Genomic DNA, 13444 nt, shown 5'->3' on the forward strand with positions numbered 1-13444 from the left:
ACCATCCTTGGGGGGACCTTGTCGCACAACCAGCCGCCGCACGGATACGGGAGGCCGTCCGCGGTACCCGGCTCCGCACCGCAGTCGGCCAGACCTCGTCGGGCGCAAAAGCGCTACGTACTGCCGACGATCGCCTTCGCGGTCCTCTTCGGCGCGAGCGCCTGCGGCAGTGACAGCGGCGGCGAGAAGAACGACACCACGAAGGTGGCGGCCGCCAAGGTGCGGCCCACCGTCACGGTCACCGCGACGGCGACCGCGACGGTGACCGCGGAGCCGGAACCCGCACCGACGGTGACCGCCACGAAGACGGTCAAGGTGAAGGTCACCGTCACCGCGAGGGCAGCCTCCGGCAGTGGCTCCGGCGGCAGCGGCTCCGGCGGCAGCACGGGCGGCGGCGGCAGCACCAGCGTCGGCACCTGCTCGATCACCTCGAACGCGGGCAACTGCTATTCGGCGGGCCAGTACTGCCGCAACAGCGACCACGGTGCCAGTACGACCACCGCGGGCGGCACCAGGATCACGTGCGCGTACCGGTCCGGTGGCTGGCGCTGGTCGTACAGCTGACGGTGACGGGTCCCTCCCGGAACTCCCGGAAAGGGACCCGATCGGCTCAACCAGGAGCCGGGATGCCCCGGTTCACGGCGTGTAGACGGCGGGCCGGGGCGCCGTCGCCATGCCGTTGCCGAGGAAGAAGCTCGGGTGCGGGGGCTGGTTGTAGGCGGTGTTCTGCCAGGCCAGGGCTGTGCGGTACTGGGTGTCGTGCAGGAGCGTGGTGATCTTCGTGGTCGTTTCGTACGGGGTGGAGTAGATCCTCAGCGCCGTGTTGTCCGTCGTCGGCCAGACGACCTCCTCCCGCCAGTCACCGAGGATGTCGCCGGACAGCGCCGGCGTCGCCTTGGTGCCGTTGTCGGAATGGACGCCCGCGCCGGTCAGCAGACGGGTGTCCGCGGACGTGCCGTACTTGTCGATGTGGGTGTCGTCGAGGAGTTCGCGGACGGTGTCCCCGTCCCACCAGGACAGGAAGTTGACGCTGCCCGGCTTTCGGGTGGCCACCACCGTTCCCTGCGGGTTGCGGACGCCGTCGGCATGGGAGGACCAGGACTCGGCACCCGCGCTGCCCGCCCAGACGTCCCCGGACACGCCCCGGCCGTTGTCGCCGTTGGCGGCCGTCGACCACAGGATCGCGCCGGTCCTCGCGTCCGCCATCCACGAGGCAGGCTTGGTGGAGTCCTCGTCCACCTTGAACTCCTCCAGGCCCGCGCGGGACGGGTCGAGATCGCCGACGTGCATGGCGTCGCCGTGGCCGTTCTTGGTGGTCCAGAGTCCGGAGCCGTTGTCGTCCACGGCCATGGAACCGTAGACGATCTCGTCCTTGCCGTCGCCGTCGACGTCGGCCACGGACAGTTGGTGGTTGCCCTGGCCGTCGTATCCCTTGCCGCTGTTGGTCGACGAGTCGGTGTCGAAGGTCCAGCGCCGGGTGAACGCGCCGCCCCGCCAGTCCCAGGCGGCTATGACGGTACGGGTGTAGTAGCCGCGCGCCATGACGAGGGAGGGCCTGGAGCCGTCCAAGTAGGCGGTTCCGGCGAGGAATCGGTCGACGCGGTTGCCGTAGGAATCGCCCCAGGAGGAGACCGTGCCGCGCGCCGGGACGTAGTCGACGGTGCCCATCGCCGCGCCCGTCTGTCCGTTGAACATGGTCAGGTACTCGGGCCCGGACAGGACGTAGCCGCTGGAGTTCCGGTAGTCGGCGGAGGAGCTGCCGATCACCGTGCCCCGGCCGTCCGTTGTGCCGTCCGCCGTCTTCATGGCGACCTCTGCCTTGCCGTCGCCGTCGTAGTCGTACACCTGGAACTGCGTGTAGTGGGCGCCCGAGCGGATGTTCCTGCCCAGGTCGACGCGCCACAGCCGGGTGCCGTCGAGCTTGACGCCGTCGACGATCGTGTCGCCCGTGTAGCCGGACTGGGAGTTGTCCTTGGCGTTGGTCGGCTGCCACTTGAGGACGAAGTCGAGCTGCCCGTCGCCGTCGAGGTCGCCGACGGAGGCGTCGTTGGCCTCGTAGGTGTACGCGACCCCGTCGGGGGTGGTGCCGCCGGCGGGCGGGGTGATCGGAACGTCCTTGTAGCCCGTACGGAACTGGACGGCGTGCACCGAGTCGCCCTGCTCCACACCGTTCACGATCGCGCGGACCGTGTAGTCGGCCTGGGCGGGCGCGCCCGAGTGGAAGTAGTTCGTGGAGCCGGTGATCGGGGCGGAGTTGACGAGCGTACCGGCGCGGTAGACGTTGAACGACACGTCGTTCGGGTCGGTGCCGAGCCAGCGCCAGCTCACCAGGTTGCCGCTGTCGGTGTGGACGCTGACGACGCCCCGGTCGAGGGCTTCGACCTGCCTCGCCGTGGCGGCCTGGGCCGGACCGGTGCCGAGGGCGGTGAGTCCGGCGGCGATGAGGGCGGCTGCCGCCAAGGCCGAGCCGATCGCACGTCTGCGGTGCTGCCGTTGCGGGTGCTGCACGATGGGTACCTCCTGAGAGGACGGACTGCTTCTGCCTTCTCAGTCGCCGCCGCCCGCACGGGAGTTGCCGCTCCGCAGCAAGCGCTCTCTATCCGTATCTGCGGGCCAGTTCGGCGACGGTCCCGGCGAGGCGGGCGCGCAGTCCGGGCGGTCCCAGGACCTCGACCGCCGTCCCGAGCCGCAGGAAGTCGTCGTGGGCCTGCTCCTCGGACTCGATGGGAACGGTGGCGCGCGTCCAACCGTCCGCCTCCGTAAGGCCGTTGGCTGCCACGGCCTGAGCCGCGGAACCGCTCAGCCGGGTGCCGGGCGCGATCCGCACGACCGCCTCGGCTCGGTGCAGCCGATCATGGAAATCCCGCTGGTACGCGGTCCAGTACGCCGCCAGGTCGAACCCGTCGGGCCGGGTGAACCCATCGCCGGAGGGCGCGAGTTCGAGGATCTGGTCGACCCGGTAGGTGCGCGGGCCGGGTGCGGCGACGACGTACCAGCGCCCCGCCTTCAGGACGAGACCGTACGGCTCCAGGCGGCGCTCCACATCGGTGGGTTCGCGCCAGCGGCGGTAGCGGACGTGCAGGACACGACAGTTCCAGACGGCATCCGCGACGGCGGAGAGGTGCGGGGTCTCGTCGGCGTCCGCGTACCAGCCCGGCGCGTCCAGGTGGAAGCGGCCGCTCACCCTGTCGGCGTGCTCGCGCAGTTCGCGCGGGAGGGCGGCGCGCACCTTGAGCTGGGCCGCGGCGAGCACCGAGCCGAGACCGAGTTCGGCGGCGGGCCCGGGAGCCCCGGCGAGGAAAAGTGCCTCGGCCTCCTCGGTGGTGAGGCCGGTGAGGCGGGTGCGGTAGCCGTCGAGGAGCCGGTAGCCGCCCGCGTGCCCGGCGTCGCCGTACAGCGGGACACCCGCGGCGCTGAGCGCCTCGACGTCCCGGTACACCGTCCGGACCGACACCTCCAGCTCCTCGGCGAGCTGGGCGGCGGTCAGCCTGCCGCGGGTCTGGAGCAGCAGCAGGACCGAGAGGAGACGGCTGGACTTCACTGACACATGGTGTCAGTGAAGGGGGCCTAGCGTCCTGCCATGACCTCAGCGACCTCCATGACGTCCGCCCACACCGGCACTTCCACGGCTGATACGGCCTCCGTCCCCTCCCCCGTCTCCCCGGGCTTCAAGGAGAAGTTCCTGACCGTGCCGCCTCCCATCGAGGTGGCGGGGCGGCGGATCAAGCGGTACCACGTCACGGCGGACCCGGCCGGCATCGAGCCCGAGGTCGAGCGGGCGGCGTACGCGATGCTGCCGCGGCTGCTCCCCGAGCCGGACGGCACCCCGCCCGCCACCTTCGTCGTCCTGCACCGGGGAGGCGACGACGGCGCCTACTTCAACGCCTACAGCTGGGTGTGGGACAACGTCCTGCATTTCCGGGGCGCCGCCGCGGGTCAGCCGGTCCTTGGCTGCCCCGACCGGGACCCGGCGCACTTCGTCACCGTGGACCTTCCGTGGATCGGGTGCGTCTGGGAACTGCCGCCGATCCTGCATGAGCGGGACGCCTGGGTCAGGCACCTGCTCGCCTGCGAAGTACCGGACCTGGAGGCCTACTTGACCGACTCGATGGCCGAAGGAACCACGGGGGACCGCGCATGAGCGGCGCCCGTGACACCGTCGCCGTCCCCCGCGACTTCGACTTCCTCGTCGGAGACTGGGACGTCGTCAACCACCGCCGTACCGACTTCCTCGACCCCGGGAGCGACTGGGAGGAGTTCCCGGCCGTCAGCAGTTGCTGGAGCCTGTTCGGCGGGGCGGCGAACATCGACGAGATCGATGTGCCGAGCCAGGGGTGGACGGGGCTGACCCTGCGGCTCTTCGACGTCGAGACCGGGCGGTGGTCGCTGAACTGGTCCTCCAGCCGCAGCGGGAAGCTGTTCCCGCCGGTGCTCGGGCGGTTCGGGCCGGACGGGCGGGGCGAGTTCCTCGGCGACGACACCCATGACGGGAAGGACGTGCGGGTGCGGTTCGTGTGGTCGGGGATCTCGGGGACGACGGCCCGCTGGGAGCAGGCGTTCTCCTTCGACGGAGAGAAGACCTGGCTGACCAACTGGACCATGCGGTTCACACGGAGGAGGGCCGCCTGACCCGCGCCGAGCCGTGGTTCTCGCGTCTCCGGTCGCGTACGTGCCGGTTCGGGCGGCTCATTGCCTGCGGAACGCCCTGAGGGTGAACTCGGGTTCCTGGCGCGGGACATCCGGGTCCGGCAACATCTCTACGCGGTCGGCGAGTCGGGGGCCGCCGGCCGCGTAGAGCTGGCGGGTCCGGATGTAGTGGGCGACGCGGCGCGGGGTCCGGCCCTGGCCATGGCCCCGGAAACGGGCCGCACCGCCCGGGACCAGGCCGTGTTCGGCGGCCTGCGCCGTGACACGGTCGGCTCCGTCCGTGGCGCGCTCGGTGCCATAGGTCACGGTCAACGCGTCTATGTCGCTGCCGACATGGTGGGCCGCGGCCTTGTCGACGGTCGTGCCGAACACACCACCGGGGCGCAGGACCCGTGCGGCCTCGGCGACGACGGGTCCCGCGTCGTCCAGCAGGTGCAACAGCCAGACGGCGGAGACGGCGTCGAACGAGCAGTCGGCGAACGGGAGTCGACGGCAGTCCGCGCGGACGACCGCTCCCGGGAGACGCTCCGCCGCCCTGCGCGTCATCCCGTCCGCCGCGTCCGTGCCCGTGACCGCGAGACCGGGCCGGCCGGTGGCGAGCCGGCGGGTCACGATGCCCGTGCCGCAGGCCAGGTCGAGCAGGCTGCCGGCGTTCTTGGGGACCAGCGCGAGCACCGCTTCGGCAGCCGCCGCGGCCCGTGGCTCGCCGCCCCGCGTCGCGTCGTACCCGTCCGCTTCCTTGTCGTAGTCCAGCACGGAGGTCAGTCTGCCCCGTGCCCCGGCGCGAGTTCCTCCACCCTGCGGGCGAGATCGAAGTCGAGCGCGGTGACGGCGCCGCCGACGCTGTGCGTGTTCACGGTGAGGGCGATCGTGTTGTAGCCGAGGGTGAGGTCGGAGTGGTGGTCCAGCTCCTCCTGCACCTGGGCGATGTGCACGACCATCGCGGTCGCCGCGAAGTGCGAGCCGAGCCGGTAGGTACGCGCGAGCCGGTCGCCCTCCAGCGACCAGCCGGGCAGCTCCGCCAGCCGCTCCTCGATCTCCTTCTGTGCCAGCGCTTCGACGGCCATGGAATGGATCCCTTCGTACGGCGGGTGAGATGTGCGGAACGGGACGAGGGTGCGGGGGCGGGACGACAGGTGCGGGGCGGGGTCCTTGCCAGCGTGCCACAGCCGCACCCGGCAGGCAGGCAGGGCACGAGGGGCGCGGCGCGCGGTGCTCGCGGCGCGCCGCTCACCGTCGTACGCACTCCGCGGCGAAATCGTCCGCCAGGACCGTGGTCGTCGCGCGGCCCTCGATCCGTTCCAGCCACTCCTGGGGCAGCCCGTGGTCGCCGTGCAGGGCGCCGAGGAGGTTGCCGCAGATCGCGCCGGTGGAGTCGCTGTCACCCGAGTGGTTGACGGACAGGAGCAGGGCGTCGGTGACCTCTGGCACGGCGAGCGCGCAGTAGACGGCGATCGCCAGGGCCTCCTCCGCGATCCAGCCGGCGCCGAGCGACTCGACCTTCTCGGCGGTCGGACCGTCTTCGGAGGCGAGGTCGAGGGCGCCGTTCAGGGCGGCCGTGGTCTCCTCGTGCCCGGGATGGCGGGCGAGCAGCCGCAGCGTACGCAGCACGGAGCCCTCCAGGGATTCCCCGGAGACGAGGTGGGCGACGATCGCCGCGAGGGCGCCGGAGGCGTAGTACCCCGTGGGATGGCCGTGGGTCATCTGGGCACAGCGCGCGGCCATGCCGAACGCGGTCCCGGCCGGGGTCCGGGCGAGACCGAAGGGCGCCGACCGCATGACCGCGCCGCACCCCTTGGAGTCCGGGTTGACGGGTCCGGGCGGTCCGAGCTCGCTCGCCGGGTCGGGACAGTGGTCCTGCTGCCGGAGCCCGGAGAGGCAGGCGTTGCCGGGCGCACGGCGGGCGTACAGCCAGCTCTGCGCGGCGAGTCCGCCGTGGACGTCCGGGCCGGGTCCGGGCTCGGTCTGGGTGTCCAGCCACCGGCCGTAGGCCCAGCGCACCAGCCGTGACCAGCCGCCCCCGATGCCCTTGTGCCGCTCGCGTGCGTGCGCCTGCTGAAGGCCCTCCACCGTGAACAGGGTCATCTGGGTGTCGTCACTGATCCGGCCGGTCACCCCGTCCGTGTCCGGGACGGGCCCGCTCACCCCGCGTGGTCCGTGCACGGCACGGATCCGGTCCAGGGAGTCGAACTCGACGGGATAGCCGAGGGCGTCGCCGAGCGCTCCGCCCAGCAGGCAGCCGCGGACGCGGGCCCGGTAGAGGGCCTCGGCCTCCCAGGACAGGTTCCACCAGTCGTTCACGTGCCACTCCTCGACTACGGTCCTCGTATGAGCATTGTCCCGCCCGGCCCCGCCGCCGCCTCAAGTGCCTTCGCCGAGAGGGGCGTCGGGCCGCTGCTGCGCGGCTGGCGGGAGGAGCGGCGGGTGAGTCAGCTTGAACTGGCGCTGCGGGCCGGGTCCTCGGCCCGGCACATCAGTTTCGTCGAGACGGGCCGCTCCCGTCCCAGCGAGGAGATGGTGCTGCGGCTCGCCGAACACCTCGACGTGCCGGTGCGGGAGCGCAACGCGCTGCTGCTCGCGGCCGGTTACGCCCCGCACTATCCGGAGACATCGCTCGACGACCCCTCGATGGAGGCGCTGCGCGAGGGCCTGGAGCGGCTGATCCAGGGCTACGAGCCGTATCCGGCGCTGGTGGTCGACGCGACGTACGACGTCGTCGCCGCGAACCGGGGCATCGCCCTGCTGCTGGACGGTGTCCCGGAACGGCTCCTCGCGCCGCCGCTGAACGCGATTCGGCTGGCCCTCCACCCGGAGGGCCTGGCGCCGCGCATCCGCAATCTTCGCGCGTGGCGGGATCATCTGCTCGCCCAGATGGACCGGCAGATCGCGTTGCGCCGCTCGCCGCGACTGCGGGCCCTGTACGAGGAGGTGGCGGCGTATCCGGTTCCGGACCGGGACGCGTCGCAGGACCGCGAGCCCCTCGGTCCCGCCCCTCACCTCGCGCTCCCGTTGCGGATCGAGCACAAGGGCCGGGTGCTGTCGTTCATCTCGACCATCTCGACGTTCAACACCCCGATGGACGTGACCGTCTCCGAGCTGGCCATCGAGACGTTCCTGCCGGCGGATCCGGCGACGGGCAAGTACCTTCACTCACTGCGTTCCTGAGGGCTGATCGCTCCCGGGAGAGCCGGTGTTCCGGCCACGCGGCGCGAGACACCGGTGGGTGCAGCGGGCCTCAAATCGCCCTGGACGTCGTCGTGTTGAGGGCAACCTCTGTTGGTTCTCCACAGGCATGGCACACTGCACGCATACTTCGGCGCGTGGGGAGGCGTGGCGTGAGTGAGCGGCGACCGGCACCCACCGTGGGACAGGTGGTTCTGGGGCGACGGCTGCAGGAACTGCGCGAGGCCGCTGGTCTGAAGCGGGAGGAGGCGGCGCTCGTCCTGCGGGTCGCGCCGGCGACCGTACGGCGGATGGAGATGGCCGAGGTCGCACTCAAGATCCCTTACGTACAGGTGCTGCTGACGACGTACGGGGTGGCCGACGACGAGTCCGACGTCTTCGTGGCGCTGGCCGAGGAGGCGAACGAGCCGGGCTGGTGGCAGCGGTACCACGACGTGCTGCCGGACTGGTTCAGCATGCACGTCAGCCTGGAGGGTGCCGCGCGGCTGATCCGTTCGTACGAGCCGCACTTCGTGCCGGGGCTGCTGCAGACCGAGGAGTACGCGCGGGCCGTGCTGGAGGCCGGAACGGTCGGGCAAACGGGCCCCGAGGCCATCGACCGGCATGTGGCGCTGCGCATGAAGCGGCAGGCGCTGCTCACCCGCGAGAACCCTCCGCATCTCTGGGTGATCATGGACGAGACGGCGCTGCTGCGTCCGGTGAGCACCCGGGCCGAGGTCATGCGCGAGCAGATGGACCGGCTCCTCGAATGGATCGAGCTCGACCATGTCACCCTGCAGGTGGCGGAGTTCGCGGCAGGCCCGCACCCGGGGACGTACACGTCCTTCGCCCTGTTCCGCTTCGCCGAACGGGAACTGCCGGACATCGTGTACAGCGAGTACGTGACCGGCGCCCTCTATCTCGACGCGCGCGAGGAGGTGGCCCTGCACCTGGAGGTGCTGGACCACATGTCGGCCCACGCCGCCTCCGCCCAGCGCACCAAGGAAGTCCTCCAGGAGTTCCGCGAGCGCTACTGAGCGGGCGCGGGTCCCGCTCGGCGGGACGGCGGGTCCCGCTCGGCGAGCGGCGACGGGCGGGGGCAGGACCCCGCTCGGCGACCGGCGCCCGGCGACCGGCGACCGGCGGGGGCGGGTCCCGCTCGGCGAGGGGCCCTACGCCTAGGCCGCCCCGTCCTTCGGGTTCCCCTCGCGTTCCTCGTCCACGATCTCCGCGTCCACCACTCCCTCTTCCTCACCCGGGGCCTGCTCGGTGGGCGGCTGCTCCCCGGAGGGTGTGTGCTGGGCCCCCGCGTACATGGCCTGGCCCATCTGCTGGCTGACGGTGGCCAGTTCCTCGATGGCACCGCGCAGGGCGGCCGTGTCGGTGGAGGAGTCCTCCAGGAGTCGTTTCAGTCCGGCGGCCGCGGAGGCCACCGCGGTCTTCGTTTCGGCGGGTATGCGCTCGTCGTTCTCGCGGACGAACTTCTCGGTCTGGTAGACGAGTTGCTCGCCGTGGTTGCGGGTCTCCGCCGCCTCCCGGCGGCGCCGGTCCTCCTCGGCGTACTGCTCGGCCTCGCGCACCAGACGGTCGATGTCGTTCCTGGGCAGCGCCGAACCGCCGGTCACGGTCATCTTCTGCTCGCGCCCGGTGGCCAGGTCCTTCGCCGAGACGTGCATGATCCCGTCGGCGTCGATGTCGAAGGCGACCTCGATCTGCGGGACACCGCGCGGTGCGGGCGGCAGACCGGTGAGGTCGAAGACCCCGAGCTTCTTGTTGTACGCGGCGATCTCGCGCTCGCCCTGGTAGACCTGTATGCCGACCGAGGGCTGACTGTCGGCGGCCGTCGTGAAGATCTCCGAACGCCGGGTCGGAATCGTGGTGTTGCGCTCGATGAGGGTGGTCATGATGCCGCCCTTGGTCTCGATGCCGAGGGACAGCGGGGTGACGTCGAGGAGGAGTACGTCCTTCACGTCCCCCCGGATCACCCCGGCCTGGAGTCCGGCGCCGACAGCCACGACCTCGTCGGGGTTGACGCCCTTGTGCGGGTCCCTGCCGGTGAGTTCCTTCACCAGGTCGGTGACGGCGGGCATCCGGGTGGATCCGCCGACCAGGATGACGTGGTCGACGGCGGACAGCTTCACGCCCGCGTCCTTGACGGCCTGGTGGAAGGGGGTCTTGCAGCGGTCGAGCAAGTCGGCCGTCAGTTCCTGGAACTGAGCGCGTGTCAGTTTCTCGTCCAGGTGCAGCGGGCCTTCGGCGGTGGCGGTGATGTAGGGCAGGTTGACGTTGGTCTCAGTGGCCGAGGACAGCTCGATCTTCGCCTTCTCGGCGCCTTCGCGCAGCCGTTGCAGCGCCATCTTGTCGTGGCCGAGATCGATGCCGTGGGAGGCCTTGAAGCGCTGCGCGAGGTGCTCGACGACCCGCTGGTCCCAGTCGTCGCCGCCGAGCCGGGTGTCGCCGTTGGTCGCCTTGACCTCGATGACACCGTCGCCGATCTCCAGGAGCGAGACGTCGAAGGTGCCGCCGCCCAGGTCGAAGACGAGGACGGTCTGCTCCTCGCCGCGGTCGAGGCCGTACGCCAGGGCCGCCGCCGTCGGCTCGTTGACGATCCGTAAGACCTTCAGGCCGGCGATCTCGCCCGCCTCCTTGGTGGCCTGGCGCTGCGCGTCGTCGAAATAGGCGGGCACCGTGATCACGGCGTCCGTGACGTCCTCGCCCAGATAGGCCTCGGCGTCCCGCTTCAGCTTCTGCAGGACCCGCGAGGAGAGCTCCTGCGCACGGTAGCGGGTGCCGTCGATGGTCCCCTTCTCCGGAAACCGCCAGTTCACATCGCCGATGAACCGCTTCACGGACCGCGCCGTGCGCTCCACGTTCGTCACGGCCTGCCGCTTGGCCACCTCGCCGACCAGCACCTCACCGTTCTTGGCGAAGGCCACCACCGAGGGTGTGGTGCGTGCCCCCTCGGCGTTGGCGACGACCGTCGCCTCACCGCCCTCCAGGACGGCCACCACCGAGTTCGTCGTACCGAGATCGATTCCGACCGCACGTGCCATGTCCGTCCCCTTCCGCCCGGGCTCTGCCCGCCCTCAAGCACAAGACGCGCGTTACCGCTTGTCAATGGCGCGGACGGCCGGGCGGGGGCGGACACGCCGATGCCGCGCCCTCACGGGGAGGGCGCGGCATCGGCGTACGTACGTCAGGCGAGCTTCGCCGACAGGGTGATCGTCGTACCGGTCAGGGCCTGGCTGACCGGGCAGTTCTTCTTGGCGTCCTCGGCCGCGGCGACGAAGCCGTCGTTGTCGAGGCCCGGCACCGTGCCCTCGACCGTGAGGTGGATGCCGGTGATGCCCTCGCCGGGCTGGAAGGTGACGTCGGCGTTGGTGAGGAGCTTGGTGGGCGGGGTGCCGGCACCCGCGAGGGCGTGCGACAGCGCCATGGAGAAGCAGCTGGAGTGGGCGGCCGCGATGAGTTCCTCGGGGCTGGTCTTGCCGTTCGCGTCCTGGGCCCGCGACGCCCACGTCACCGGCTGCTGGCCGATGCCGGAGGAGTCGAAGGTGACGACGCCGTTGCCCTCGAGCAGGTTGCCTTCCCACACGGTGTGTGCGGTGCGCGTGGTTGCCACGATGATTCCTTTCGGGTGTGGTCCCGTTGCCGGGGTCCGTGTCCCCCATCCGATCACACCCGGGCCCGGTGCACCCCGCGGATCGGGTGGCGACCTGCCGGGGCATGTCCGGGATTTCCCCGACAGGGGCCGTACACCGACCCGCTGACGCAACGTCGCCTGGCCCACCGGGACACGATGGCGTCGTGCCGCCGGGACGCTTTGGCGCCGGCCGCTCAGCTCACCCGGAAGACCGGTCCGCGCGCGGTGAACGGGAGACGCGCGCCCTGCGGGATCAGATAGGCGTGCTCGCGCCGCACCCGCAGAACGTCGCAGTATCCGTCCGTGATCACCAGGACCGGTGCGCCGGGCGGGAAGTCGTCGGCGCGGTGCAGCAGGTCGATGCCCGGCTGCAGCACGGTGCCACCACGACCGCGCACCCGCACGCGTCCGGCTATCTCCGTGACCGGCAGATAGCCCGCGTCGTGCGGTGCGGCGTCGCAGAACACGACGCGGGCGGCCGGTACGTCACGGGCCCCGGCGTACGAGGCGATGGCGCCCAGCGCCTTGCCGAGCAGGGTGCGGTCCATGGAACCGGAGGTGTCGAGCACGACACCGAACGTGCAGCGGGCGATCTCCTCGGGCGGGAACCAGCGGCCCGCACGCGGGATGTCCGGGGTGGCCGCCTGCCGACGGGAGGGACGCGCGTACGACCGCAGGGGCTCGGGGCGCGGCACGAACTCGTCGAACCAGCGGGCGAGCCGGGCGTCCCAGGGCAGTGGTGGATGGCTGAGCGCCCGGATCTCCTCGACCAGGCCGCCGGGCAGGAAGCCGCGCTCCTGCTGCTGGTGCAGGTCCAGGCCGTGGGCCAGACCCCGGCGGTAGAACTCGTCGAGGTCGACGTAGTCGCGCGGAGAGCCGAGGGGTCCGCCCAGGATGTCGCCGGTTCCCTTGCCGCGCGGCGTGGCGAGGCGGCGCATCCGGCGCAGATCGCCGGCGATCCGGTCGTAGACCTCCTCGGCGGACAGGTCCTTCAGTTCGGGATCGTGCAGCAGACCCTCGGGCATCGTGCCGATCCGCATCTCGCACAGCCAGCCGTTGATGACGTAGTCGGCGGCGATGTTGAAGAGGTACGGGTCCCGGGGGCCGCGGCGGTCGCCGTGGCGCAGGGCGGCGTGCAGCATCTCGTGGGCGAGGACGAACCGCCATTCCTCGTCGCTGAACCGCCGCAGCGGGTTGATGTAGATCTCGGCCGCCTCGGTGTCCACGGCGGCGACGGAGATGCCGTGGGCGCGGGCGATCTCGGCGTCGGCGACGAGGGTGATGCCCGCGGCGATGCCGCCGAGCAGCGGGTAGGAGGAGACGAACCAGCTCAGCGCCCGCTCCCAGGGCCGGAGCGGAACGGGCCCCTCGTTCATGGAGGCGCGCCGGCCGCCCGCCACGTCCATGGCGGCGGACATGGTGCGGGTCAGCCCGTGGGCGAAGGCCACCTGCCAGTCGGCGGGCGCGGCGCCGTTCCAGCCGTTCCAGGGCACGAGCACCTGGTCCGGGTCGCCGCCCGCCGTGCCGCAGAGCTCGTACCGGGGCGGGATGCCGTCGCGGCGCCAGACCGCGGCGAGCCGTTCCTCGTCGCCGTCGGGGTAGGCGGCCGGGAGGTCCTCGGGGGCCGGACCGGGCGAGAAGCCGAGCAGGAAACGGTTCACCACGACGCAGCGGGCGGCGAGGTCGAAGCGGTCCGGCTGCTCGCGCGGACCGGCCGCGGCCGGGACGTGGCCGAAGCCCAGATGGATGACGGCGTGCGCCAAGGCCCAGGTCCAGACGGCGGGTTCGGCGCGGCGGGTGGGGTGGACGTGCAGGGTTCCGTCGGAGTCGACGGTCACCAGCCCGTTCCGGGGAGCCCGGACGCACGTGTCCTCCCGGCAGACCCGGAAGCCGACGGCGTCCAGCGCCGGATTGAGCCGTGCCAGCCGCATCCCCTCGGCGAACGCCTCGGTGGCCGGATCGGGCTTGGTCTTGGCTCCGGGTTTACGGGAA

General features: G+C 71.5%; 13 protein-coding genes. 5 read left to right on the plus strand and 8 right to left on the minus strand.

Annotated elements, in window-relative coordinates; all coding sequences use genetic code 11:
- The first annotated feature begins 18 nt into the window (after nucleotides 1-18).
- Nucleotides 19-564, plus strand: coding sequence for a hypothetical protein (locus OHT01_RS08660; RefSeq protein ID WP_328552544.1), 546 nt, complete (start codon nucleotides 19-21; stop codon nucleotides 562-564).
- 72 nt (nucleotides 565-636) lie between these two features.
- Here the strand turns inward: OHT01_RS08660 and OHT01_RS08665 are convergent, their stop codons facing one another.
- Complete coding sequence (locus tag OHT01_RS08665; RefSeq protein ID WP_328552545.1) at nucleotides 637-2508, minus strand: rhamnogalacturonan lyase; 1872 nt, start codon at nucleotides 2506-2508, stop codon at nucleotides 637-639.
- Between the two features lie 88 nt (nucleotides 2509-2596).
- Nucleotides 2597-3541 (minus strand): helix-turn-helix transcriptional regulator, encoded by a 945-nt coding sequence (locus OHT01_RS08670; RefSeq protein WP_328552546.1) that lies wholly within the window; start codon nucleotides 3539-3541, stop codon nucleotides 2597-2599.
- 147 nt (nucleotides 3542-3688) lie between these two features.
- Here OHT01_RS08670 and OHT01_RS08675 point away from each other — a divergent pair, with 147 nt between their 5' ends.
- Both OHT01_RS08675 and OHT01_RS08680 read left to right on the plus strand, forming a co-directional pair.
- Nucleotides 3689-4141 (plus strand): hypothetical protein, encoded by a 453-nt coding sequence (locus OHT01_RS08675; RefSeq protein ID WP_328558058.1) that lies wholly within the window; start codon nucleotides 3689-3691, stop codon nucleotides 4139-4141.
- Nucleotides 4138-4629 (plus strand): hypothetical protein, encoded by a 492-nt coding sequence (locus OHT01_RS08680; RefSeq protein ID WP_328552547.1) that lies wholly within the window; start codon nucleotides 4138-4140, stop codon nucleotides 4627-4629. Before OHT01_RS08675 ends, OHT01_RS08680 begins: the two co-directional genes overlap by 4 nt.
- Nucleotides 4630-4686: 57 nt before the next feature.
- On the opposite strand, the gene OHT01_RS08685 is transcribed toward OHT01_RS08680, so the two are convergent.
- From OHT01_RS08685 to OHT01_RS08695, 3 genes are all read right to left on the minus strand, one after another.
- Nucleotides 4687-5403, minus strand: a complete 717-nt coding sequence (locus tag OHT01_RS08685) for a class I SAM-dependent methyltransferase (RefSeq protein WP_328552548.1) — start codon at nucleotides 5401-5403, stop codon at nucleotides 4687-4689.
- A 5-nt stretch (nucleotides 5404-5408) separates the two neighbouring features.
- On the minus strand, nucleotides 5409-5714 hold the full coding sequence (locus OHT01_RS08690; RefSeq protein WP_328552549.1) for a 4a-hydroxytetrahydrobiopterin dehydratase: 306 nt from the start codon (nucleotides 5712-5714) through the stop codon (nucleotides 5409-5411).
- A 163-nt stretch (nucleotides 5715-5877) separates the two neighbouring features.
- A complete protein-coding gene (locus OHT01_RS08695; RefSeq protein WP_328552550.1) occupies nucleotides 5878-6948 on the minus strand; it encodes an ADP-ribosylglycohydrolase family protein in 1071 nt (356 codons plus the stop codon).
- A gap of 27 nt (nucleotides 6949-6975) precedes the next feature.
- Here OHT01_RS08695 and OHT01_RS08700 point away from each other — a divergent pair, with 27 nt between their 5' ends.
- Together OHT01_RS08700 and OHT01_RS08705 are read left to right on the plus strand one after the other, a co-directional pair.
- Nucleotides 6976-7812 carry a helix-turn-helix domain-containing protein gene (locus OHT01_RS08700; protein WP_328552551.1) on the plus strand — a complete coding sequence of 279 codons (837 nt, stop codon included), beginning with the start codon at nucleotides 6976-6978 and terminating at the stop codon, nucleotides 7810-7812.
- 170 nt (nucleotides 7813-7982) lie between these two features.
- On the plus strand, nucleotides 7983-8846 hold the full coding sequence (locus OHT01_RS08705) for a helix-turn-helix domain-containing protein (protein ID WP_328552552.1): 864 nt from the start codon (nucleotides 7983-7985) through the stop codon (nucleotides 8844-8846).
- Nucleotides 8847-8987: 141 nt separating this feature from the next.
- On the opposite strand, the gene dnaK is transcribed toward OHT01_RS08705, so the two are convergent.
- The 3 genes from dnaK to OHT01_RS08720 form a co-directional block, all read right to left on the minus strand.
- Entirely contained in the window at nucleotides 8988-10862 is a 1875-nt protein-coding gene (dnaK, locus tag OHT01_RS08710) for a molecular chaperone DnaK (RefSeq protein WP_328552553.1), read from the minus strand.
- 143 nt (nucleotides 10863-11005) lie between these two features.
- Complete coding sequence (locus OHT01_RS08715; protein ID WP_261705012.1) at nucleotides 11006-11431, minus strand: OsmC family protein; 426 nt, start codon at nucleotides 11429-11431, stop codon at nucleotides 11006-11008.
- 215 nt (nucleotides 11432-11646) lie between these two features.
- A complete protein-coding gene (locus OHT01_RS08720; protein WP_405918409.1) occupies nucleotides 11647-13383 on the minus strand; it encodes a vWA domain-containing protein in 1737 nt (578 codons plus the stop codon).
- Nucleotides 13384-13444: the final 61 nt, after the last annotated feature.

It is taken from the genome of Streptomyces sp. NBC_00358 (genome assembly GCF_036099295.1).
In the GTDB taxonomy this organism is placed as follows: domain Bacteria; phylum Actinomycetota; class Actinomycetes; order Streptomycetales; family Streptomycetaceae; genus Streptomyces.